This window comes from Pedobacter ginsengiterrae (assembly GCF_039537385.1).
Lineage (GTDB): Bacteria > Bacteroidota > Bacteroidia > Sphingobacteriales > Sphingobacteriaceae > Pedobacter > Pedobacter ginsengiterrae.
In genome coordinates, this window is sequence record NZ_BAABAK010000003.1 from 24339 (window position 1) to 47578 (window position 23240).

Consider the following 23240-nt stretch of genomic DNA (forward strand, 5'->3'; position numbering starts at 1 on the left):
AATGAATTTAATACGTTTCGCACTCCGAAAACCCATTTCCATACTTGTTTTAGTAGCAGGATTATTCTTTTTTGGTATTGGTGCCATTAACCAGATTAAGGTTGATATTTTACCTAAAATGAATTTGCCTGTAATTTACATTGCACACCCTTTTGGGGGTTATACGCCCAACCAAATGGAGGCTTATTTTGGCAAACAATACGTTAACATCTTATTATTTGCTAATGGCATAAAAAGCATCGAAACCAAAAATACCCAAGGTTTAATGCTGATGAAGTTAACGTATTACGAAGGCACGAACATGGCGCAGGCTGCTGCAGAGCTAAGCGCACTATCATCCAGGGCTCAGGCAATTTTCCCTCCAGGTTCGCAGCCGCCTTTTGTAATTCGTTTCGATGCTTCTTCCCTTCCTGTCGGTCAGCTGGTTTTAAGTAGCCCAACGCGTACCAATAACGAATTACAGGATTTGGCCAATACTTACATCAGACCAAGCTTTTCAGCAATACCAGGCTTACTTTCTCCAGCTCCTTTTGGTGGTAGCCCAAGAACGATCGAAATTAATGTTAATCCTTCCTTATTGCGATCTCATAATTTAACGGTTGATCAGGTTGTAGAAGCCATCAGGCTAAATAATCAAACGGCTCCATCAGGCAATATTAGAATTGGAGATAAAAACTACATCACACCAACTAATTATACCATTAAAAAGGTTAAAGATTTCGAGAACATTCCATTATTTAAAGGGAGCGTTCAGAACCTTCAGCTTCGCGATGTAGCAACTGTTAAAGATGGTGCAGATTTAGTTGCGGGTTATGCCTTAATCAATGGAAAACGTTCGGTGTATCTAAGTATTGCAAAATCTGGCGATGCTTCGACCTGGGATGTTGTTAAAAACTTAAAGAAAAATTTACCAAATATTCAAAGCTCCTTACCAGAAGATGTTACACTTTCTTACGAATTTGATCAGTCGGTTTACGTAATTAATGCCGTGAAAAGTTTAGTTTACGAAGGCGCAATTGGTGCTATTTTAACAGGCTTAATGGTTTTACTTTTTCTGGGTGATAAAAGAGCAGCATTAATCGTAATTCTAACCATTCCAACATCGATTATAGCAGGTGTTTTATTCCTCAAATTGTTCGGGCAAACCATCAACATCATGACTTTGAGTGGCCTGGCTTTGGCAATTGGTATTTTAGTCGATGAATCAACAGTAACTATAGAAAACATTCACCAACATTTCGATATGGGCAAACCCAAGGCTTTAGCCATTTGGGATGCCTGTAAAGAGATTGCTTTCCCAAAACTCCTTATTCTGTTCTGTATTTTAGCTGTATTTGCGCCTGCTTTTACCATGACAGGTATTCCTGGAGCATTATTTTTGCCGCTGGCATTGGCTATTGGCTTCTCTATGGTGGTTTCATTCCTGCTATCGCAAACCTTTGTGCCCATTATGGCAAATTGGTTAATGATTGCCCACCCTAAAAAAGGTGCTACCCATCATCCTGGAATTACACAAGATGAAGCCGATTTTATAGCGACAGGAATTCCCATAGAATCTGAAAAGGATACACTGAATCAGAAAAAGATTTTAGTAGAGCGTAAGGATTTTAACGATGATGGGAAAATAAGCTTCTTCGATAAATTTAGAAACCGTTTTATGCGCTTTCTGGATAGGATACTGCCTTACAGAAAATCGGTTGTATTAATTTATTTAGTTGCTATAATTGGCTTGGCGGCCCTATTATTGGCAAATATCGGAAGAGATGTTTTGCCAAGAGTAAATTCCAGTCAGTTTCAATTAAGGTTGCGTGCACCTGACGGTACACGTTTAGAGCGTACTGAAGAAAAAGCAAATACCGTTTTGGCAGAACTCAAAAAAATGGTTGGGGCAGAACACGTTGGCATTTCATCGGTTTATGTTGGTCAGCATCCTGCGCAGTTCTCTGTAAACCCTATTTATTTATTCATGACGGGCCCTCACGAGGCCGTTTTCCAGGTAAGCTTAAAAGATTATGAGGAAGACATGGATGATTTTAAAGATAACTTCCGTGCCAGGATTAAGAAGGTTTTACCTGATGTTAAACTTTCCTTCGAACCTATTGAGCTTACCGATAAGGTTTTAAGTCAGGGTTCTCCTACTCCTGTTGAGGTTCGGATTTCGGGTAAAAACAAAAAGTTAAACGAAAAATATGCAAGCAAAATTCTGGCAGAATTAAAAGAAATTCCATACATGCGGGATGTTCAGATTGCACAGCCAATTAAATACCCATCGTTAAATATAGATATTGATCGAACTAGAGCTGCACAGCTTGGTGTGGATATGGCCGATATTTCGCGTTCGCTAATCGCTTCTACTTCTTCATCTCGCTATACAGATAAAAACATCTGGCTTGATGAAAAAGCTGCTTTGCCATATAGCGTCCAGGTTCAGGTTCCTTTAAATCAAATGACAAGTAAAGATGACATTGGACAAATACCTGTTCTAAAAAATTCGGCAAGACCTGTTTTAAGTGATGTTGCGAAAATCACAGCCGACACCACTTATGGCGAAAACGATAATATTGGTGCAATGCCTTTCCTTTCTGTTACCGCAAATCTTTATCACACTGATTTAGGAACAGCATCAAAAGATGTTGAAAAAGCAATAAAAAATGTTGGAGAATTGCCAAGAGGTTTAAATGTTGCAGCTGTTGGATTAAGCAAAGTATTAACCGAAACTTTAGATAGCTTACAATCGGGTTTATTGGTAGCCATAGTTGTTATCTTTTTAATGCTTGCCGCAAACTTCCAATCGTTTAAGGTACCATTGGTTATTTTGGCTACTGTTCCAGCGGTAATATTGGGTTCACTTTTATTGTTAAGAATAACGGGCTCCACCTTAAACCTGCAATCTTACATGGGAATTATCATGTCGGTTGGGGTTTCTATTGCAAATGCTGTTTTACTAATTACCAATGCTGAGCAACTCAGAAAACACAATGGTAATGCATTAGAATCTGCCAGAGAAGCGGCAGCCTTACGTTTACGCCCAATTATTATGACGAGTATTGCAATGATTGCAGGTATGTTACCAATGGCAATTGGTCATGGTGAAGGCGGTGGTGCTGTTTCGCCGCTTGGCCGTGCGGTAATTGGTGGTTTATTAGCCTCAACATTTGCGGTATTAATTGTTTTACCGCTTGTATTTGCCTGGGTTCAGGGTAAACAAACAACAGATTCAATATCCCTTGATCCAGAGGATAAAGAAAGTTTACATTATATTAAAGGTTTAGAAGAAAACGCATAACGCACATCATAAATGAAAACAAAAATATTTTCAACGGCTATTTTAGGTTCTGGTTTATTGTTATTTACTACAATTTACGGTTGTGGTAACGAAGAAAAAAAGGAAGAGAAAAAAGAAGTTCGGGCAGCAATTGCCACATTCGTTTTGAAGAAAGATAAATTATCTACTACCCTAACTTTACCTGGAGAGCTAATCGCACTGCAACAAGTTGATTTATATGCAAAAGTAAGCAGCTTTGTAAAAGCACTGAAGGTGGATATTGGCTCTGAAGTTACAAAAGGGCAATTATTGATGACTTTAGATGCTCCTGAAATGAATTCGCAGTTAGCTGCCGCTCAATCGAGATTGAAAGCACAGGAAGCAATCTACACCGCCAGTAAAGCAAATTACAATCGTTTATACGAAACCAGTAAAACCCCTGGAACCATATCTACAAATGATTTGGATCAGGCACTGGCTAAACGTAATTCTGATTTAGCACAATTTGAAGCAACAAAGGCTGCATACAAAGAGGTTGGTTCCATTCAAAATTATTTAGAAATAAGAGCTCCTTTTAGTGGTGTAATTTCTGCCAGAAATGTAAACTTAGGTGCTTATGTTGGTCCATCGGGAAAAGGTTCAGAATTGCCAATATTTACCCTTCAAGATCAAAAAAACTTACGTTTAGCGGTTTCCATTCCCGAGGTTTATACTGGTTACTTAAAACTGGGCGATGAAGTTAGCTTTACGGTAAAGTCACTTCCAAACGAAACTTTTAAAGCAAAAGTTAAGCGCTTGTCGGGCGCCTTAGATTTACGCTTACGATCTGAAAGAATTGAAATTGATGTGGCAAATGCTAATAAAGCATTATTACCAGGAATGGTCGCTGAAATTAACATTCCCCTGCCAGCAAATGCAAGCACTTTTGTTATCGCAAAAAAAGCTTTGTTAGATACTAGTGAAGGATTATACATTTTAAGAGCTGAGAACAATAAACTGGTAAAAGTTGCCGTAAAAAAAGGCAGAGAAACCGACGATAAAGTTGAAATTTTCGGTGATATTAAAGAAGGTGACAAATTAATTGCAGAACCTACAGAGGAAATGCATGAGGGAATGACCATTAACCCTTAACTTTACTTAAAGAATTTGTACAAATGTTAGCCAGAAATCAGGAAGTAAATCCGTTAACGAAAAATGAAACCCTCGAGGATTTCTACAATAATTTAACTATTCGTCTTCCCGAAATCCCGATGCCTAACTTAGGCTTAATAAACGACATTGGGCATTTCAACGTTTTCAATCGCTCAATCGTTTGTACAAATATGCCATCTGCCTTTAGCCGACGCGATTTTTATAAAATCTCGCTGATCATTGGAGATGGTATTCTGCATTATTCTGATAAGCAAATTCAAATTAATGGAAAAGCATTATTGTTTACAAACCCAAATGTACCATACTCCTGGGAAAGCACATCGCCGAAGCCAAATGGTTATTTCTGTTTATTTACCGAAAACTTTATCCACCATCGCAACGAAACTTTAAGAGAATCTTTGCTGTGGAAAATTAATGAGAACCCTGTCATCCATATTGATGACGAGCAGGAAGAAACACTGAAAGATATTTTCTCAAAGATGATTAAAGAAATGGATGGCGATTACATTCATAAATATGATTTGTTAAGGAATTATGTCCAGTTAATTGCTCATGAAGCTTTGAAAGTACTTCCGAAGGGAAATATTTTTAAATTAAATAATGCTTCAGCCCGCTTAACGGCCCAGTTTATCGAACTTTTAGAACGTCAGTTTCCAATTGGTGCCACCGAACACGTTTTAGAATTAAAAACAGCTAATGATTTTGCATGCCGACTTTTGGTGCATGTAAATCATTTAAATCATGCAGTTAAGGAAGTTACTGGCAAAACTACCTCAGAACACATTGCGAAACGAATAATTACAGAAGCGGTGGCTTTGTTGAAGCATACAGAGTGGAATATTTCCCAGATCGCTTATTGCCTGGGCTTTGAATATCCAGCCAATTTTAATATTTTCTTTAAACGCCAAATGGGCTCAACTCCAAAATCTTTCAGAAACTAATCTGCCTTTAGCCAGCCTGTAATACTCATTCTGGTTACATTTGTTAAAAGTACTTCGTGTGCTAACTCATCACTTTTAAAAAATACTATTTTGCCATTTTCTGGCGCAACGTTTTGCGGAACACCTTCTTGATAAATACAGAGTTCTCCCCCATCGCCAGGTTTCCATCCAATGTTTAAATACATAATCATCGAATATTTACGGCTACCGCTATTTTGAAACTGGTCGTAATGCTTTTTGTAAAAACTTCCTTTCTCATACATGGTATAATGAAATTCGTAACCTGTTATCCCAGTATAGCAAGTTTGGTTTAAATAAAGTACAAAGCGATCCATTAAATCAAAAAAATCATTCTCATACTGGTTGTCGTGCTTTCGATCTAACCAGTAAATTACATCGCTGCGTACCAGTTTATCATGATTTACAACGGAATTATTTCCTGTTCCAGCTGCTAAAAGCTGATTACCTTTGTACAAATCGAAAATATTATCTCGTAAATGGCCTGCTAGAGAAAGGCTCAGGAAATTTTCGGCTATGCCTATTTCATTATCAATAAAACTATCGATTAATGTATTAAAGATTTTTTCCAATATTTTGGTTTATCGATTCGATAATCTATCCAATCTTTTGGTAAGGTAGTCTTAATTAATGGTAGAAAAGCTTTATAAAATTTTACTTTTGATAACCAAAACTATTCCTTTTGATGAAGCAAGACATTTTCCCCGCTCAATACTCTACCCTATCTGCTACAGCTTTAAAAAAATATATTGCTCAAACTTATAATCTGGAGGATTTTAACTGCAAACTGTTAATCAGAAATGTTAGCGACACTTATATTTTAGAAAGTGGCGATGAAAAGTTTATATTCAAAATTTACCGTGATTCACATCGTAAATTAAGCGAAATTGAAGCTGAGGTAGAGTTGTTAAACATTTTAAAAGGTGAAGGAAATTCTGTTTCTTACCCGATAAACGACATTCATGGAAATCAAATCCAACAATTTAATGCAATAGAAGGCATAAGAAATGGTATTTTATTTTCTTATGCCGAAGGAAATGTAATTCTTGATTTAAATGACGATCAGCTTCAAAATATTGGTAGATCGATTGCGAAATTGCACAACACGACAGCATCATTAAAGCTAAAAAACCAAAGGCAGGAGTTTAATTTTGAAACCACCTTATTTGAGCCTTTGAAAACGCTGAAGCCGCATTTTAAAGATATGCCAGAGGAGTTCGTTTATCTGGAAGAAGTTGCTGATAAAGTGGTTAAAAAATTCGAAATATTTGATATTAAAAACTTTAGTTATGGTTATTGCCACTATGATTTATTTCCTAAAAACTTTCATTTTGATTCAGCAGGAAAAATTACTTTTTTCGATTTCGATTTTGCTGGCGAAGGATATTTAATTAACGACTTAATGTCGTTCTTAAACCACTTCTTCTTTCATATTTTAAATAATCTCACCACCATTCAACAAGCAGAAAAAGACTTCCAAACCTGCTTAAAGGCTTATCAGGAAATCAGGGTATTAACGGCAGATGAAATAAAGGCAATTCCATACTTAGGCATTACTTTTCATATTTTCTTTCTAAAATTCTTTTATGATAATTACGATGATTGGTCGAATGTTTTTCTAACACCGCGATACACCAAACACAGGGTTGGCTTAATTAAGAAATGGGTTGAAATGTATTGTGAGTTTTAGTTACGCAACATTATCAAAGGCATTCTTTAATATTCAAAATCAGAATGTTAACTTAGCTAAATAACTAATTCACATCTCATGGATCAAAAAATCATCACGCTGTACGATAGGTACACACACAGTCAGCTAAGCAGAAAAGAATTTATGAAAAAGCTAGCCATCCTAACAGGAAGTACAGCTTTAGCGCTTACCGTTTTACCTTTGCTCGAAAACAATTACGTATCTGCTGCCGAATTTGAAAGTGATGAAATTACAGCAGAAGAAATTACTTATCCTGGTGTTGAAGGTGATATGAAAGCCATTTTGGCTAAACCAAAAGGCAAAAAGAATTTAGGTGCCGTATTGGTTATCCACGAAAACAGAGGCTTAAACCCACATATTATTGATGTAACCAAACGCATTGCAGCAGAAGGTTTTATTGCGCTTGGAGTTGATGCATTATCGCCTTTAGGTGGTACACCTGCCGATGAAGATAAAGGTCGCGAGTTAATTGGCAAGCTAGACGCTGAAAAAAATCTTCAAAACTATTTAAAGGGACTAGAATACCTTCGTAAAATTAAAGGTGGAAATGGTAAAGTTGCCTGTGTTGGCTTTTGCTGGGGCGGTGGTATGGCAAATAAACTGGCTGTAAACGACCCAAAATTACAAGCGGCCGTTGCTTATTATGGCGCTCAACCTGCAACTGCTGATGTACCTAAAATTAAAGCCAGCGTAATGATGCATTATGGCGGTTTAGATGAAAGAATTAATGCAGGTGTCCCAGCTTACGAAGCAGCCTTAAAAGCTAGTAACATCGATTATAAAATCTTTATTTACGATGGTGTAAATCATGCCTTTAATAATAACACATCGCCAACACGGTACAATGAAGCCGCAGCAAAACTGGCCTGGCAAAGAACAATCGATTTATTTAAAAGTAAATTAGCATAGACATTGATATAAACAGATCATGAGATACTATTTAAGTTGCATAATCACCCTATTACTAATTTATGCTTGTTCTAAATCTCCAAGTAAACTGGATGAGGTTGAAATATATGTTCCAGACACTGCAAATCCTTTAACAACATCAAACATCCCTTTTAAAAATTATTTGGGAGTGAATGCCTTCGAATGGGATTTTGTATCGCCAAGTCAGCCGAGCATAATTACTAATCCTCAAATTTCATTAATTAAGTCATTTGGAGGAGTACGTCATTATCTCGATTGGAGTAAAATAGAGCAATCAGAAGGAAAATATACCTTTAATCCATCTCACTCAGGTGGCTGGTATTACGACATAATTTATCAAAGATGTAAAACCGAAGGGTTAGATCTTCTGGTTTGTTTAAAAACGATTCCAGACTGGTTGATGAACACCTACCCAGCTAACCAGCGGGACGCAGAAAATGTACCAGCTCCATACGGTCTGGATAAAAGCGATCCCACTTCTTATTTAAAACAAGCAAAAACCGGCTTTCAGTTTGCTGCTAGATACGGGTCAAATAAAACCTTAGATCCAAGCCTAGTAACAGTAAATACCTCAATAAGGTGGACTGGCGATGATGCAAATTCAGTAAAAATTGGTCTTGATTTGGTAAAATATATTGAATGTGATAATGAACGCGATAAATGGTGGAAGGGGAAACAAGCCGAACAAACCGCAGAAGAATATGCAGCGAATATGTCTGCATTTTACGATGGCCATAAAGGAAAATTAGGTAAAAATGTCGGGGTAAAAAATGCGGATCCGAAGATGATAGTTGTTATGGCTGGTCTATCAACCGCAAATCCCGAATATGTAGTTAAGATGATTGATTGGTGTAGAAAAAACAGAGGCTTAAAAGCAGACGGAACTGTAGATTTATGTTTCGATGTAATAAATTATCATTTATACGCCAATAATGCTTTCATCAACAACGGAAACGCAACTACAGGCGTGGCACCAGAGCTTTCCAATATCGGAACTGTTGCAGATAGTTTTATTAAAATGACAAAAACAAATGCGCCAGGTTTAGAGGTTTGGATGACCGAAACGGGTTATGATGTTGGGAATACGCCTCAAAAAGCGATAGCTATAGGCTCTAAAACCGAGTATGTTACACAGGCAGACTGGAATTTAAGAACTGCTCTTCTATATGCTCGACATGGCTTAAACAGATGCATGTTTTACATGCTAGATGATGCTGGCGGACTTAACAGTACAACCCAGTATAGCTCCTCAGGCTTCCATAACGACGATTTATCTAAACGACCATCAGCAGATTACATATCACAAACAAAAAACCTGCTTGGAAGCTATTATTATGCTGCTACTCTAAATAAAGACCCCATAGTTGATTTGTATAAACTTGATAAAAAAGAAATCTATGTACTCACTGTTCCCGACCAAAAAGATAGAACTGTAAATTATCAATTGGATTTAGGCACATCAACGCAAGCGATCATTCATACTTTACAGATTGGTAAGGATGAAATGTCGCACAAAACTGTAAATGTAGCGAACGGAAAATTAACAATTCAGGTTACTGAAACACCAATTTTTGTAGAGAAAATATAATTAAAACTAATAAAATTCAAGTTGTCATCCTGAGTTTATCGAAGGGTAATTTATAATAAATCCATTCGATAAACTCAGAAGTCAAGAAAAATTTATGTTATTTCGAAACGGCCTCTTCTTCTAATAAAATAACCGATAAATAAAGCCCTTGTTTCCAGCAAAAACTACCAAATTACCTTTTTTAGATTTTTGAACAGAATTAAAACTGATATCAGAAATATGTTTCCAGTTTTTGCCTCCATCTGTAGATATATCGGTTCCTGAAGTTCCTGTAGCAATTAGTGTGTTTTTGTCTAGATAGGTAACACCTGAGCGATAACCTAATACTGGAGATTCTGGTTTTGTCCAGGTTTTACCACCATCAGCTGTTAACAAAACATTATTGCTGTTCTCTTTATCCTTAACATAATTACCACCAACCACTACTCCGTTTTTAGCATCGTAAAAATCCATTCCAAACGGACCTGTGCTATTTTCGCCTTGCCAAATCTGACATTTAAAAACCTGCCAGTTTAAACCATAATCGCCAGAATAGTAAATATTAGAAACGGTACCACCACTCGAAATCCAAACCTTACCGCCTGGTAATGTTTTAACCGTTGTGCCGCTTGCCGCAAACGCAGCTTCTCCCTTTGCTAAAGGAAACTTTAAGTTATCCGAAATGTTTAACCAGCTTTTCCCAGCATCGATGGTTTTCAGTAACTGCATTTTATTACTTATCGGATCTCCAAAAATGATCGCTTTATTTTTATCCCAAAAACCTAAACCATCTAAAAATATAGCTGTATCAACATTTTTGTAACTTTCTGTCCAGCTTTCGCCACCATCAACAGTTTTCAAAATATAGGCAGGCGATCCTGCGTTTACTACAACAGCTTCCTTTTCATTAAAGGCTTCAATATCACGAAAATCGAGCTTTTCGTAGCCTTTTGGTTTTATCCATTGCCAGGTGGCGCCACCATCTAAAGTTTTTCCAACCGAACCATTACTTCCACTTACCCAAACAACTTTATCAGTTACCACACTTAAGCCCCTTAAACTGGTTTTCGTATTTTCTGTTAAAGCTTTTACTGAAAACGTTTGCGCATCGCAAAAAAAAGGTGCCATTAAAAGGCACCAGATTATTTTTTTCATTTTATTAGATTTATTTCACTCTTTTAAAAGCTTCTGAACGACCTAGTAGTGAAATTCCTATATAACCTCGAACATTCATAACATCATTCCCTTTTAAAGATATGTTACAGCTATAAGTTTTTCCGCTTTTCGGATCGTAAATTGTTCCATCCGTCCATTTACCATCTTCAAAAACAAAATCTTTTAAAATTTCTAAGTTTAGTAAAGGTCTGCTTTGCAAACTAGCGGTTGGATTTTTCGAATCCATTTTTGGTTTACCATTCAGATTTGGTTCTTTTAACCAAGCCAGCTTCCCATAATATTTGTCGCCCTTTTTATAAACTTCTATTTGCCCTTCGCCCGAAGCATTGAGCCATTTACCAACAATTGCGTCCTTATTTTGTGCAATCGCATTAAAACTAACGGCTACAAACAGCAGCATAAATAATTGAAACTTTCTCATAATTGATTTCTATTTAGTGTTTTTAAATATAACAAATTGACTTTTCTATGCAAACATAATAAATAGAAAAAATAGGAGTAGGTTTTATTACTTAGAAATGATAGGCAAATATTTTTTATGGTAGGCAAAAAGCAAAAATAAATTGAATATAAGCATAACTGCTACCATTGGTAATTGTTGCGGCCCTAAAAATGCATGATAAAGAAATATGTTTAAGGTTACGGGAAATATAATAATGGCTCCCAGCGGAGCAGTTCGGCCAATTAAAAGTAAAATAGCAGATACGAGTTCGGTTACTTTAATTAAAGGCATTAAGTAAACCGACGCCATAACACCAGCCAAAAATGTAGTTTGATCGGCGCTCAGTTTTGGAGCTTCGGGTGTATAGTTTATAAAATAAACAACGGAAGCAAAAAGATACATTAAGCCGAGAAGCACCCGAACAATAATAATTGCAATTTTCATAATTCTTGGTTAGTTTTTAGTTGTGGTTAATATTATAATGATTTGTAACTATTTATTTTCTATGGATTACAGATAATTCATTCCAGCATAACCCAACAATCTGCGCCACAATGCAATTTGACCTATACAATTTGCTTCTCTATATATAGTAAATGAAATCATTTCAAACAAAGTCATTTTTATGCCAGGCATTTCATAAGCTTCTTCTAACTTTTCATCTGTCGCGTTTGTTAATGCGGCTAATAACGGTGGCGATATTTTTTGCCAATCTTTTTTAAAATCCTCTAATTTCGGATAAGCCTGATCGTCGATGATTCCTTTATTGTCTTTAAATAATTCGCCTGTTGATGAAGGTAAATCGATACCAAAAGATTTCGCTAAATGGTAACGTCCAGAAATTACGCTGCCTGTAATCCATGCAATATGATTTGCTTTCGTATCCATCCTATTTTCCGCATCTTTTTCTTCAATTCCATCCAATGCCCTTATTAAAAAATCGGTGTGCATTTCATATAAAACAATTAATCCGTACAGTTTACTGCTAACTGGCTTAGTTTCCATAACGTTATTTTTCTTTAATTTAATTAGTTAATATTAAAATTACGCGGATTGCATTAAAATTCGCGTTGCCGTAAAAGTCAATTATAGGGGTTATTTAAGACAAAAAATTTTATATTTAGCTTGCCAAAAAGCTAACCATATGATTAAAACAGGCCTTCTTATACCCGAGCAATATAAATTATTAAGCGTAGCCGCCATTTTAGAGGTTCTCGAAGCAGCAAACAAGTTTCAAATTGCAGAAAAATTTGAAGAGGCTTTCGACATCACCTTATTAACCATAAATAATACTGTTGATGGTTTCTTTAACACCTATAAGGCAGATACCATCAATACGGAAGAAAAGTTTCAGCTTATTTTAATTCCTTCATTTACTACCGATGATATTAAAAGCACCATTTCGCTAAATCGGGCTTACATCCCATGGTTAATTAAACAATATCGTACAGATGCAGAAATTGCAACATTTTGTACTGGAGCATTTTTACTCGGCGCAACTGGTTTGTTAGATGGAAAAGCTGCAACTACACATGTTGATGCTTGCACTGCGTTTTCAGCTGCCTTCCCTGCTGTTCAGCTAAAAGCAGATAAAACGGTTACACACGATGGTAATCTTTTTACCAGTGGAGGCGCTACTTCTACCTTTCATTTGTTGTTATATTTATTGCAAATTCATTGCGGAAAAGATTTAGCGATTAAAACAGCTAAAATTTTTGCAATTGACATGGATAGGCAAAATCAATCGTACTTTAGTTCATTTCAACCCACTAGGCACCATAACGATGAAATAGTTGCATCAGCTCAAGAGAAAATTGAAAGTAATTATCACGATGTTTCTACTATAGAAGAAATGATAAAGGATATTCCATCTAGCAGAAGAAATATTGTTAGACGTTTTAAACAAGTTACAGGAATTACACCAATTGAATACCTGCAGCAAACCCGAATAGAGGCAGCAAAAAAATTGCTAGAACAAACTGCACAGCAGATGACTGAAGTAATCTATAACTCTGGATATAACGATCCAAAAGCATTTAGAAAAATATTCAGGAAAACAGTAGGTATGACACCCTCTCAATACAGAGATAAATTTCAGGCTAGATAACCTCAGAAACACAACATTAAGATCAAAATATTGTAATCATTCTAATACAATTAAAAATAATTCTAAATAACAAAATAATTGTTGTTAACTTAACGTTATAGTAATCTAACCGAATTGTATTATGAGCACACTACTGTTAATCATTGGTTCCTTCTATTTAATTTCTCTCTGTTCGATGATCTACTGCTATTATTCAGCAGAGCAAATGCCTTATGATTACGAATAACATAAAAGATTCAAATAAATAAACAACTTGAGTTAAGCGAAATTTCTCAAGTTGTTTATTTAAAACGAGAAATTACATTCTTAATTTTCTAAGCCTTAGATCTTAGCTTAAATAGCTAAAATTCTATTTCTATTACTAATTATTAGTCGACCTCCGTCCTAACGTTTTTCTTTTCTTAAAAATATTTCGTTAAAAACTTGCGAAACCGAATAGTTGCACATATATTTGCAACCAATTAGTTTCCTATTTACAAAATCCGAAATGAGAAGAGATGTATTCCAAGCCATAGCCGATCCAACCCGAAGGGCAATTATTACGCTGATTGCCTTGCAGGCTATGACGCCCAATACGGTTGCTGAGCATTTCGACATTACCAGACAGGCTGTTTCTAAACACCTCCGAATTTTAACAGAATCAAATCTGGTAAAACAGGAGTACAAAGGAAGAGAGATTTATTACTCGCTTGAAATTGAAAAAATGAAGGAAATTGATCAATGGTTAAATCAATTTAGGGCAATTTGGGAAACCCGATTTAATCAGCTTGACCATGTATTATCAACCATTAAAAAACAGAAAATATGAAAAATGATTTGCTATTTGATTTTACCGTTGACAAAGCGACCAAAACGGTATCAATAACCCGAGAGTTTGATGCTGATCTTTCTTTGGTATGGGATGCTTACACCAAGCAGGAAATTTTAGATCAATGGTGGGCACCGAAACCCTGGGAATCAAGAACCAAAGTTATGAATTTTGAAGTAGGCGGCCATAGATTTTACGCTATGGTAGGCCCCGAAGGACAAGAACATTGGTCTGTTCAGAAATATAATTCGATTACACCGAAAACCAACTTTAAAATGCTAAATGCTTTTGCAGACGAGCATGAAAACCTGCAATTACCTGGTTCTGAATGGGATTTAAATTTTAGTGAAGAAAACGGAAAGACAAAGGTTAATATTTCGATTTACAACGAATCGTTGGAACGTTTGGAGCAAATGATCGAAATGGGCTTCAAAGAAGGCTTTACTATGACGCTGAATAGCCTTGATGAGTTATTGGAAACTTTGAAGTAAGAATACATTCTTGCTGGCAGTTATCTAACTTTGCCATAATTAACAAAAGCCGAATAGTAAATCATTCGGCTTTTGTAGTAATTTGTAGAAACCTAAAAACGTTATAACCCATTCTTAATAATTTAAAAAACCGAAATGGATTCTAATCAAAATTCCCCAAGCCCTTTTAGTCAAACTTATTTCCATGGAACAAAAGCCGATTTAAAACTAGGTGAACTTATTGTTGTTGGTTACAACTCGAACTTTGGAAAAAGAATAAACGCTAAATATATCTTCTTATCAGCAACTTTAGATGCCGCAATTTGGGGTGCCGAACTCTCTTTAGGTAATGGGCTAGGAAGAATTTATTTAGTAGAGCCTACTGGTCCAATTGAAGACGATCCTGATTTAACCGACAAAAAATTCCCAGGTAATCCGACAAAGTCTTACCGTTCGCAGCATCCTTTTAAAGTGGTTGGCGAAATTACTTTATGGCAAGGCCACCCTTTAGAACAAGTTGAAACGATGAAAGGGCATCTACAAAAACTAAAAGAACAAGGAATTGATTCGTTGAACGATTTATAAAGATATTAAGTGCAAAATAAAACGACTTTAAGATTTGCTATAACAAAAATGGCCTGCTAAAAAGCAGGCCATTTTAAATTAAAAGAGGAAATTTTACTTCCCGTTTTGTTCTACGTCTCTATCCATTTCTATTAAATCTACATTTTCTGGACTTGAGAAATCGCCGATTAAATATTTATTAAAGTGATCGGCCAGTTTCCAAAATGCATATTCAGTCATATCACCAAAACCATGTCGCTGGCCAGGAATTAATAAGAAATCGAAACGTTTTCCTGCTTTCATTAAAGCATTTGCCACACGAATCGAATTTGCCGGATGAACGTTATTATCAACATCTCCATGCATTAACAATAAATGACCTTTTAAATTTTTAGCCAGATCTGGATTTTTATCAATACTGTATTTAAATGAGGTATCGCCTTTTAAAGACACAATTTCTTTTACACCATGGTGCTTCTCACTCCACCAACGGTTGTAAATACTATTATCGTGATTACCTGCATTGGAAACCGCCGCTTTAAAAAACTCTGGGTAAACCAACATCGCTGCAGTAGACATAAAACCTCCACCCGAATGGCCAGTTATACCAACTTTTGTATCATCGATATAAGCATATTTCGAAGCCAATTGCTCAATAGCCGCTTTTTTATCAGCCAAGCCATAATCGCGGAGGTTACCATAACCGTAAGTGTGGTACCATTTAGAACGTGAAGGATTACCACCACGGTTACCTACTGTAATTAGAATGTAGCCAAACTGCGCTAAACGCTCTGTACGATCCATACTTTTACTAAAAGCTTTATTCACGGCTTCAGTTTGCGGTCCAGGATAAACGTACTCTATAATCGGGTATTTTTTATTTGGGTCGAAATCAAACGGCTTATACATTACACCGTATAAATCGGTAACTCCATCATCAGCTTTAACTTTAAAGGGTTCAGGGAACTTGTATCCAGCCGAGATTAGTAACGATAAATCAGTTGTTTCTAAATCCATTACCTTTTTACCGTTTCTATCGTAAACGCTCGATTTTGGTGCCGTATTTACCCTCGAATAGTTATCTACGAAAAAGGTATTATTATCATTCATGCTCGATTGGTGATCAAAATCGCCTGCATTAAGCAATTTCATATTCGAACCATCGAAATTAATGCTGTAAAGGTGTAAATAATATGGATCTTCTTTCCCTTCTCTCCCATTTGCGGTGAAATAAAGTACGCGGTTTTTCTCATCAATATTTACAATGCTTTCGCAATGAAAAGAACCTTTTGTAATTTGATTCTTTAGTTTCCCGTCTCCATCAAAAAGATAAAAATGTGCCCAACCATCGCGTTCGCTCCAGTGAATAAGTTCTTTACCATCGTTAACCAATCCTGGACGATTAACTTCTACATATGAATTAAACCTTTCATCAATTAATGCTGAAACTTTTCCTGTAGTAATATCAATGGTACCAACATCAATACGTTTTAAATCGCGACTTGTACGAGAAAAATAAAACCTGCTATCGTTACCTAACCAAACCGACGGACGGAATTCGTTATCGCGGTCTTTTGCCAAAACAGGTTTGCTCCAAACCGAAACACTCTGATCTTTAAAAGCAGAAACATTTAATCTTTTATAAGATTTTGCAGCAAAATCAAAAAGTAATACTTCATCCTGTGGTGCCTCAGCTTCGCCTGGCATTTGATATTTATAAGTTTCTAAAGTCGGGCGACCAGGTGTTACGCTGTTAATTACCCATAAATCTTTTACCTTACGGGAATCGGTTCTATCTAAAACAAAATATTTCGCATTCGGCGACCACAGTACATAAGCACCGCGGCGTTTTTTGTTGTTTTTCTCGTTCTCTACATTGTTTTCGCCATCGCCGTCACTTCCGTAAGAATAAAACTTAACGCCATCTTTTGTTAGCTGATGCTCTACAATAGTGCTGTCTTCTTCATTTTTAACCGCTTTTTTGTAGTTTTCTTTATCCATCCAATACAAATTATAATTGCGGGAGAAGATAATAGCCGACGAATCTGGCGCTACAGAACCCCAGGATGGTTTCGGTTTTGGCTTGCTAAAATTGGCTACCTCACTAAGTTTGGTTGTGGCTAAATCATATTTAAACGAATAGATTTTTTTCTGCATCGAATCTGCAGCTTTTTTATCCTTTCTGTCTTTTTTTAATTCATCAACAGTGCTTTTAATTTCGAAAGTGATACTTTTTTCATCAGAAGCAAATTTCAGATTCTCTAAAGGTAAATGCTCTGCATCAAAAGGATCGCGAACAATTAGCGTAATATCTGCCGCAACTTTCGCATTATCGAACATTATTTTTTTGCTCTTCGTAGCTGGATCAACCAAATACCAAAATTTACCTTTCGGGCTTTCGAAGGTATACCAGAAACGATTGCTTAGTTTAAGCCAATGTGGATCTACTGATGTAGAATACACCATCTTTTTTAATTTATTTGGCGAAAACCTTGATGCCAGCTGGTAATTAGCTTTAGGGCCAGCCTGTATATTTTCGGTTATGGTAAAGGTTTTAGTTTGGGCAACAGCCGTAAATGATAAAAGCTGAACTCCTAATAACAGTTTGTAAATTTTATTCATTAAGGATTTATTTTGAGAAGCCAAAACTATCTAATAATTGCAATTACAATGCATTATACATGTAATAAATGCGTTAGTTAGCTTAAAAAGCAACAAACTCAAATACTTATCAACACCCTTTTATTTGAAGCTTAAATAATTAGAGTATTTTTTAGTTTTGTACAAAATACTTAACTATGAAATTCAATTTTTTAACGATTATCACGGCTACTGTTATTTTGTTCAGCGGTTGCCAATCTAATTCTCAGGCCGAAGACAAAAAAAGTGCAGATTCTACTGAACAAGTTACAAAAGGTAACGAAACTACAACTCCTGTTGACGTTTCTAAAATTAAAGTTGCAGATGCAAAAACTATATTGGATCGTAAACAAGTGCCTATTTTGTGCTATCATCAGGTTAGAAACTGGAAATCAACTGATGGAAAAGTGGGTAAAGATTATATCGTAGAAATTCAAAACTTTAAAGATCAAATGAAAATGTTAGCCGATAGCGGTTACCATACCATTTTACCAGATCAATTATATGCTTACTTAAATACTGGCGCAGCCTTGCCAAGCAAACCAATTATGCTAACTTTTGATGATACGGATCTCGATCAATTTACGATAGTAAATCCAACCTTAAAAAAACTTGGTTACAAAGCGGTTTATTTCATCATGACGGTTTCGATTGGCAAAAAAGGAAAGTTTGTTGATTATATGAGCAGTGATCAGATTAAACAGTTATCTGATGAAGGAAATATAATCGGCTCTCATACTTACGATCATAAAAATTTCAAAAAATATGCAGGTAAGGATTGGGAAGAGCAATTAGATAAACCTACCAAAAGATTAGAAGAGATAACGGGTAAAAAAATGACAGAATTTGCTTATCCATTCGGCTTATGGAATGCAGAAGGTATTCCTGAATTAAAAAAACGTGGTTTCAGAATGGCTTACCAACTTTCAACCAAACGCGATGAAAAAGACCCGTTATTTACCATTCGCAGAATTATAGCCAGTGGTTACTGGTCGCCAAAAACATTAAGCAACAGCATTAAAAATAGTTTTTAACCTTTAAACCCTGGCAAATGCTGGGGTTTCTTTTTAAGCCCAATTATGAAAAAGCTTCTCTCACTTTTAATTACTTTCTGCTGTATAGCTACGCTAAAAGCACAAGTACCCCACCTTAGCGGTCAGGTAGAAATCTCGATGTCTAATGGCCAGATTACCTGTAACTTTACAATTTCTAACATACCCGATTTAGGTAAAGAATATCAGATTTTACTAAATAAGGGCTTTAACATCAAATACATAAAGGATTCTGTTAATAAAACTTTAAGCTACTCTGGTTATTACAATGGCAAAATGCGTGGCGAAGGTTTGACTTACATACCAGTAGCTGGAAATGATGTATTAACAAATCCTAAAACCTTGCACATTAATTATGTAGGTTCTTTCCCGATTTACACGGATACCCTAAATTTTACTGATTTTAAGGGTTTAATCGCTTTTAACGGTAAAACGATGCGGGCAACCGACCAGTCGAAATGGTATCCAATTATTTATGATGTAAAAAACGACAGGCAAATTGAGCAATTGACTTTCGATATTGAAGTAATTAGTAAGGATGCTAAAACGATATTTGTTAACGGAGATTTACCAAAAGCTGCACCAAAAGCAACGTTTACATCAAAAGTACCATTATCGCCGATGTTATTTGTGGGTAACTATGATGTTCAAAATACGAAAAATGCAATGTTTCTAAATACAGCAATGAATGCCAAACAACTTAAAGTATTTGAAGAAAACATTGCAGAAATTAAGTCTTATTATTCAAAAAATTTGAATATACCATACGAAACAAAAAATGTATTTATAGAGCATGAACCTATAGAAAAATTTAATAAAGGCCGAAGTTGGGGTTTTGTATCCTTCCCTGTTATAGCATTTGCTGGAATTAAGCTTGGCGATATGGTTAGCGAAGAAAAATCATCTTTAAAAGATTCGTCAGATTACCCTTTTATTGCACACGAAATTGGCCATTATTACTTTGGTGATGTTTTGCAACCAAACTCTACATTATTTTGGTTTTTCTTAGAATCAACAGCAGAATATTTATCAGTAAAGGCTGCAGAGGCAAAATTTGGAAAGGAATTTACGGCTAAATATTTTAGAGAACGTGGAAAAGAACTCAAGAACTTTAAAGCAGTACCACTAAATAAAATTACTGAAATGAACCAGATTTCTGGAACTTACAGATATTATTATGGTCCATTTTTGTTAAGAGGATTGGAGCAAATCATTGGCGAAAAAAGAATGTTTAAATACTTAACCACGATTTTAAAAGCCGATAAATCATTCACCAATTATGATTTTCTGAAGCAGAATGCAAAAAAATCTGGCATTTCTGAAGCGGAATGGTCAACTTTTGAAAAAGAATTTATTCTTTCTGAAAACGCAGTATCTTTGATTAAATAATATCAAATAAATTGAACACAAATCTAAAATCAATCACTTATTCCCTTTTATCTTTTATTTTTTCGGGATTAATTTTTACTTCATGCTCAAATAATCAGGCTAAAGAAAAATCAATTGAACAAGCCAGTGCTTTAGAAAAAAGTGAAGCAGACACCACCAAGCAAAAACCAGCTGATGCTAAAACCATTTTAGCCCGTAGGGAGGTTCCTGTTTTATGTTATCATCAAATAAGAAATAATATTTCCAGTGATAGCAAAAGAGCGCACGATGACATAATTGCGCCAGATAAGTTTAGAGAACATATAAAAATGCTTGCCGATAGTGGTTACCATACCATTCTACCCGATCAGCTATATAATTATTTGGTCTATGGTGCAAAATTACCTGAAAAACCAATCATGATCACATTCGATGATACGGACATGGATCAGTTTACCGTTGGGAATGCCACTTTAAAAAAATATGGATATAAAGGCGTTTATTTCATCATGACAGTATCTATCGGGAGAAAGGGTCGGATTAACTATATGACGAAAGAGCAAATTAAACAATTATCTGATGAAGGCAATACTATTGCAAGTCATACTTATGACCACAAAAACTTCGCTCAGTTTAACGAGGAAGATTGGAAAACCCAGATAGATGAACCAACTAAAAAACTGGAAGAAATAACAGAAAAAAAAGTAGAATATTTTGCTTATCCATACGGTGTTTACAAGGCTGCCAATCTCCATAAATTAAAAGAGTATGGCTTTAAAGCAGCATTTATCTTATCCACGGCAAGTGATGAAAATTTCCCTCTGCTTACCATTAGAAGAATAATCGATCCAGGCAGATACACTGCAAAAAACCTTTATTTCAGCATTAATAAAAGTTTTAATAAAACAAAAGCCAAATCGTAAGTGTAGATTAATTAAGGAAACACAATTAGCATTGCCCACATACTATGAAAAACTTAATTTATTCCAGCTTTTTAGCCTTAATTATATTTACCGCCTGCAACAACCCGAAAACGGATAAAAATGCAGAAACCGCTGAATCAACAAAAAATGCGAGTACCGTTTTAACAAGCACATTTTATAAAAGACTGGAAGGCACAATTGCTGGTAAACCTGTGGTTATGCATTTGCAAAATGCCGATGATGATTACAGCGGCGTTTACTATTATGATGCATCTTGGTTAAATTTATCGACCGATACATTAATTGGAAAGGATAGCATTGTTCTTTTCGAAAATAGTTTTTATGATTATTATTTTGATAAAGATGCCAAGCAATCAAAAATTGCTTTAAAATGGAACGGCAATGGTTTCGACGGAAATTGGTTTAACGAAACCAAAAAGTTTGCTGTAGCATTACAGGAAAAATATCCTGAAGGCAGTTATGAGTTTACTGCTGGAATGTATCAGGATTCGGTAAAAGCCATTGCAGGCGATGCCAAATCTCCAGTGGCTGAAATCAGTTTTGAGTACCTTAAGCCAAAACAAAATGACGATTCGGGTAAATGGCTTGATAATCAATTAAAGCGAATCTCGGGTATTAAATTAAGTGCTGAAGATCGGGAAACGGGCTTTAAAAAAATTGCCCAGGCTTATTTCTCTGATTACGAACAACAAATTAAGGAGCAGAAAAAAACTGGCCCCGATAGAGGATTTATGCAATGGATGAATTACACCAACAATAGTCAGCAATCTATCGATTATAACGATAATGGCTATGTGGTTATAGATTTTCTTGCCGATGCTTACACAGGTGGTGCGCACGGAAATTACAGCAGTACAATGTACTGCCTCGATGTAAAGAACAAAAAACAGCTTGTTTTAAGCGATATTGTTAAAATAGATAGCAATACTTTGCAGAAAATTTTGGAAAAAGGTTTAAGAAAAAATTATAACATAAAGCCTAACGAGCAATTAAGCACCGTGTTATTTGATAACTTTTTAAAACCAAATAACAATTTTTACTTCAACTCAAATGGAATAGCTTTTATGTACAATCCTTACGAGGTTGCCAGTTATGCGCAAGGACAAATCGTAGTTTTTATTCCCTTTGCTGATATTAAAAGCTATTTAACGCCAGATTTTGTTCAACGAATGAAACTCAAATAGCTTAATTTTTTATCCGCACACGCCAACATAACGATCTTAAAGAATCTCTTTTATTAAATACGTTTTGCCGTTAAAACTTAATTCATCAGCAAGCTTTTTTCCAATAAAAAGCTTGCCAATCGGTGCAGCCTGAGATACTGCAAAAAACTTTTGCCCATCAAGATTTAATTCTCCAGCACTAATACTGATGTAGAAATTTCCTTCAGTAGTTAAAACTAAGCTTCCGTTCTTAACTTCTTTTGCAACATCAACGTTTTCCAGTTGTTGCAGGGCGATTCTTTGTTGCCCCGCCTCGTACAAAAGTTTACTATTTCTGTCCATTTCCTGCTGCATCATCTCTCGGGTAGTTTCGTACTTGTCGCCTGCACTGCTTTTAGTATCATCATTCGATGCCTGCCGAGCCTGTTGCATAGAATATTCGATATTTTCTATTCTATTTTGAATAAAAGTTAAGCAAAGCTGATAGAGTTGAGTTTTTAAGGCAGACATAATTTGTAATAGATAATGTAAAACGGGCGATTTAAGATGTTAATGGATTAACTGCGAAGTGCAAAAGCTTTTTCCAGAATAGATTTTATCTTTTCCGCTGGAATATCTTCGAAATGATTGATTAGTAAAATTTTCATTCGGGCCCTTTTCTCTTGCAACAAATCTTCGTGGTCAATTTTATTTCCATCTACCAAACCAATGTAAGGCTGATGGATTTTTTTATGAATCCAAAGATAACAGAACATTTTTCCTTTATGGTAATAAAACGGCATTCCATATTTCCAATGTTCAGTTACGTTATCATAACCAGTTAAAAGCAACCTTAAATATTGAAGGCAGCTCTTTATTGGTTCATCTTTCTGTTCGAAATAATGATCTAATGGATTAAGCATATTTTAAGGATTGATGGTTT

Annotated in this window: 22 protein-coding genes; 14 read left to right on the forward strand and 8 right to left on the reverse strand. The window is 35.6% G+C overall.

Annotation, left to right across the window (positions count from 1 at the left end):
* The first annotated feature begins 1 nt into the window (after position 1).
* From ABD692_RS02265 to ABD692_RS02275, 3 genes are read left to right on the forward strand one after another with little or no spacing between them, the layout of a single operon-like run.
* Complete coding sequence (locus ABD692_RS02265) at positions 2-3286, forward strand: efflux RND transporter permease subunit (RefSeq protein WP_344764591.1); 3285 nt, start codon at positions 2-4, stop codon at positions 3284-3286.
* 12 nt (positions 3287-3298) lie between these two features.
* Positions 3299-4396, forward strand: a complete 1098-nt coding sequence (locus tag ABD692_RS02270) for an efflux RND transporter periplasmic adaptor subunit (protein ID WP_316759029.1) — start codon at positions 3299-3301, stop codon at positions 4394-4396.
* A gap of 23 nt (positions 4397-4419) precedes the next feature.
* On the forward strand, positions 4420-5358 hold the full coding sequence (locus ABD692_RS02275; RefSeq protein WP_344764594.1) for a helix-turn-helix domain-containing protein: 939 nt from the start codon (positions 4420-4422) through the stop codon (positions 5356-5358).
* Here the strand turns inward: ABD692_RS02275 and ABD692_RS02280 are convergent.
* Positions 5355-5948: a 2OG-Fe(II) oxygenase gene (locus ABD692_RS02280; protein WP_316759033.1), complete on the reverse strand. Its 594-nt coding sequence runs from the start codon at positions 5946-5948 to the stop codon at positions 5355-5357. The genes ABD692_RS02275 and ABD692_RS02280 overlap by 4 nt on opposite strands.
* Before the next feature lie 113 nt (positions 5949-6061).
* Here ABD692_RS02280 and ABD692_RS02285 point away from each other — a divergent pair, with 113 nt between their 5' ends.
* From ABD692_RS02285 to ABD692_RS02295, 3 genes are all read left to right on the forward strand, one after another.
* Positions 6062-7066 (forward strand): phosphotransferase enzyme family protein, encoded by a 1005-nt coding sequence (locus ABD692_RS02285; RefSeq protein WP_344764596.1) that lies wholly within the window; start codon positions 6062-6064, stop codon positions 7064-7066.
* A gap of 78 nt (positions 7067-7144) precedes the next feature.
* Positions 7145-7996 carry a dienelactone hydrolase family protein gene (locus ABD692_RS02290; protein ID WP_344764598.1) on the forward strand — a complete coding sequence of 284 codons (852 nt, stop codon included), beginning with the start codon at positions 7145-7147 and terminating at the stop codon, positions 7994-7996.
* Positions 7997-8015: 19 nt separating this feature from the next.
* A complete protein-coding gene (locus ABD692_RS02295) occupies positions 8016-9605 on the forward strand; it encodes a hypothetical protein (RefSeq protein WP_344764600.1) in 1590 nt (529 codons plus the stop codon).
* Positions 9606-9725: 120 nt separating this feature from the next.
* Here the strand turns inward: ABD692_RS02295 and ABD692_RS02300 are convergent, their stop codons facing one another.
* The 4 genes from ABD692_RS02300 to ABD692_RS02315 form a co-directional block, all read right to left on the reverse strand.
* Positions 9726-10739 carry a WD40/YVTN/BNR-like repeat-containing protein gene (locus ABD692_RS02300; protein WP_316759046.1) on the reverse strand — a complete coding sequence of 338 codons (1014 nt, stop codon included), beginning with the start codon at positions 10737-10739 and terminating at the stop codon, positions 9726-9728.
* Positions 10740-10749: 10 nt separating this feature from the next.
* Positions 10750-11181 carry a DUF2147 domain-containing protein gene (locus tag ABD692_RS02305; protein ID WP_316759049.1) on the reverse strand — a complete coding sequence of 144 codons (432 nt, stop codon included), beginning with the start codon at positions 11179-11181 and terminating at the stop codon, positions 10750-10752.
* Positions 11182-11268: 87 nt separating this feature from the next.
* Positions 11269-11646 (reverse strand): DoxX family protein, encoded by a 378-nt coding sequence (locus tag ABD692_RS02310; protein WP_344764602.1) that lies wholly within the window; start codon positions 11644-11646, stop codon positions 11269-11271.
* Positions 11647-11712: 66 nt separating this feature from the next.
* Positions 11713-12207, reverse strand: a complete 495-nt coding sequence (locus ABD692_RS02315; protein WP_344764604.1) for a DinB family protein — start codon at positions 12205-12207, stop codon at positions 11713-11715.
* Between the two features lie 139 nt (positions 12208-12346).
* Here ABD692_RS02315 and ABD692_RS02320 point away from each other — a divergent pair, with 139 nt between their 5' ends.
* The 4 genes from ABD692_RS02320 (at position 12347) to arr (ending at position 15172) form a co-directional block, all read left to right on the forward strand.
* Positions 12347-13309, forward strand: coding sequence for a GlxA family transcriptional regulator (locus ABD692_RS02320; protein ID WP_344764606.1), 963 nt, complete (start codon positions 12347-12349; stop codon positions 13307-13309).
* A 487-nt stretch (positions 13310-13796) separates the two neighbouring features.
* A complete protein-coding gene (locus ABD692_RS02325) occupies positions 13797-14117 on the forward strand; it encodes an ArsR/SmtB family transcription factor (protein WP_316759065.1) in 321 nt (106 codons plus the stop codon).
* Positions 14114-14608, forward strand: a complete 495-nt coding sequence (locus ABD692_RS02330) for an SRPBCC family protein (RefSeq protein WP_316759068.1) — start codon at positions 14114-14116, stop codon at positions 14606-14608. The genes ABD692_RS02325 and ABD692_RS02330 overlap by 4 nt, the downstream gene beginning before the upstream one ends.
* 135 nt (positions 14609-14743) lie before the next feature.
* Positions 14744-15172: an NAD(+)--rifampin ADP-ribosyltransferase gene (gene arr, locus ABD692_RS02335; RefSeq protein ID WP_344764611.1), complete on the forward strand. Its 429-nt coding sequence runs from the start codon at positions 14744-14746 to the stop codon at positions 15170-15172.
* 93 nt (positions 15173-15265) lie between these two features.
* On the opposite strand, the gene ABD692_RS02340 is transcribed toward arr, so the two are convergent.
* Positions 15266-17773, reverse strand: a complete 2508-nt coding sequence (locus ABD692_RS02340; RefSeq protein WP_344764613.1) for a S9 family peptidase — start codon at positions 17771-17773, stop codon at positions 15266-15268.
* Positions 17774-17949: 176 nt separating this feature from the next.
* On the opposite strand from ABD692_RS02340, the gene ABD692_RS02345 reads away from it, so the two are divergent.
* The 4 genes from ABD692_RS02345 to ABD692_RS02360 are packed head-to-tail and all read left to right on the forward strand — an operon-like array spanning position 17950 to position 22339.
* The gene (locus ABD692_RS02345; RefSeq protein WP_316759076.1) at positions 17950-18825 is read left to right on the forward strand and encodes a polysaccharide deacetylase family protein; all 876 of its coding nucleotides are present in this window, start codon (positions 17950-17952) and stop codon (positions 18823-18825) included.
* Between the two features lie 45 nt (positions 18826-18870).
* Positions 18871-20232, forward strand: coding sequence for a M1 family aminopeptidase (locus tag ABD692_RS02350; RefSeq protein WP_344764617.1), 1362 nt, complete (start codon positions 18871-18873; stop codon positions 20230-20232).
* An 11-nt stretch (positions 20233-20243) separates the two neighbouring features.
* A complete protein-coding gene (locus ABD692_RS02355; RefSeq protein ID WP_344764619.1) occupies positions 20244-21134 on the forward strand; it encodes a polysaccharide deacetylase family protein in 891 nt (296 codons plus the stop codon).
* Positions 21135-21178: 44 nt separating this feature from the next.
* Positions 21179-22339: an RsiV family protein gene (locus ABD692_RS02360; RefSeq protein ID WP_344764621.1), complete on the forward strand. Its 1161-nt coding sequence runs from the start codon at positions 21179-21181 to the stop codon at positions 22337-22339.
* Positions 22340-22375: 36 nt separating this feature from the next.
* Here the strand turns inward: ABD692_RS02360 and ABD692_RS02365 are convergent, their stop codons facing one another.
* Both ABD692_RS02365 and ABD692_RS02370 read right to left on the reverse strand, forming a co-directional pair.
* Positions 22376-22828, reverse strand: a complete 453-nt coding sequence (locus ABD692_RS02365; protein ID WP_344764623.1) for a 3-oxoacyl-ACP synthase — start codon at positions 22826-22828, stop codon at positions 22376-22378.
* A 47-nt stretch (positions 22829-22875) separates the two neighbouring features.
* The gene (locus ABD692_RS02370) at positions 22876-23220 is read right to left on the reverse strand and encodes a DUF1801 domain-containing protein (RefSeq protein ID WP_344764626.1); all 345 of its coding nucleotides are present in this window, start codon (positions 23218-23220) and stop codon (positions 22876-22878) included.
* Between the last annotated feature and the right edge of the window lie 20 nt (positions 23221-23240).

Excerpts from the sequence above, each read along its gene's own strand:
- ABD692_RS02320 (WP_344764606.1), top strand. The coding sequence starts at position 12,347 with ATGATTAAAACAGGCCTTCTTATACCCGAGCAATATAAATTATTAAGC.
- ABD692_RS02340 (WP_344764613.1), bottom strand. The coding sequence starts at position 17,773 with ATGAATAAAATTTACAAACTGTTATTAGGAGTTCAGCTTTTATCATTT.
- ABD692_RS02325 (WP_316759065.1), top strand. The coding sequence starts at position 13,797 with ATGAGAAGAGATGTATTCCAAGCCATAGCCGATCCAACCCGAAGGGCA.
- ABD692_RS02270 (WP_316759029.1), top strand. The coding sequence starts at position 3,299 with ATGAAAACAAAAATATTTTCAACGGCTATTTTAGGTTCTGGTTTATTG.
- ABD692_RS02310 (WP_344764602.1), bottom strand. The coding sequence starts at position 11,646 with ATGAAAATTGCAATTATTATTGTTCGGGTGCTTCTCGGCTTAATGTAT.
- ABD692_RS02345 (WP_316759076.1), top strand. The coding sequence starts at position 17,950 with ATGAAATTCAATTTTTTAACGATTATCACGGCTACTGTTATTTTGTTC.
- ABD692_RS02285 (WP_344764596.1), top strand. The coding sequence starts at position 6,062 with ATGAAGCAAGACATTTTCCCCGCTCAATACTCTACCCTATCTGCTACA.
- ABD692_RS02265 (WP_344764591.1), top strand. The coding sequence starts at position 2 with ATGAATTTAATACGTTTCGCACTCCGAAAACCCATTTCCATACTTGTT.
- ABD692_RS02290 (WP_344764598.1), top strand. The coding sequence starts at position 7,145 with ATGGATCAAAAAATCATCACGCTGTACGATAGGTACACACACAGTCAG.
- ABD692_RS02330 (WP_316759068.1), top strand. The coding sequence starts at position 14,114 with ATGAAAAATGATTTGCTATTTGATTTTACCGTTGACAAAGCGACCAAA.
- ABD692_RS02365 (WP_344764623.1), bottom strand. The coding sequence starts at position 22,828 with ATGTCTGCCTTAAAAACTCAACTCTATCAGCTTTGCTTAACTTTTATT.
- ABD692_RS02350 (WP_344764617.1), top strand. The coding sequence starts at position 18,871 with ATGAAAAAGCTTCTCTCACTTTTAATTACTTTCTGCTGTATAGCTACG.
- arr (WP_344764611.1), top strand. The coding sequence starts at position 14,744 with ATGGATTCTAATCAAAATTCCCCAAGCCCTTTTAGTCAAACTTATTTC.
- ABD692_RS02300 (WP_316759046.1), bottom strand. The coding sequence starts at position 10,739 with ATGAAAAAAATAATCTGGTGCCTTTTAATGGCACCTTTTTTTTGCGAT.
- ABD692_RS02360 (WP_344764621.1), top strand. The coding sequence starts at position 21,179 with ATGAAAAACTTAATTTATTCCAGCTTTTTAGCCTTAATTATATTTACC.
- ABD692_RS02275 (WP_344764594.1), top strand. The coding sequence starts at position 4,420 with ATGTTAGCCAGAAATCAGGAAGTAAATCCGTTAACGAAAAATGAAACC.
- ABD692_RS02315 (WP_344764604.1), bottom strand. The coding sequence starts at position 12,207 with ATGGAAACTAAGCCAGTTAGCAGTAAACTGTACGGATTAATTGTTTTA.
- ABD692_RS02370 (WP_344764626.1), bottom strand. The coding sequence starts at position 23,220 with ATGCTTAATCCATTAGATCATTATTTCGAACAGAAAGATGAACCAATA.
- ABD692_RS02295 (WP_344764600.1), top strand. The coding sequence starts at position 8,016 with ATGAGATACTATTTAAGTTGCATAATCACCCTATTACTAATTTATGCT.
- ABD692_RS02305 (WP_316759049.1), bottom strand. The coding sequence starts at position 11,181 with ATGAGAAAGTTTCAATTATTTATGCTGCTGTTTGTAGCCGTTAGTTTT.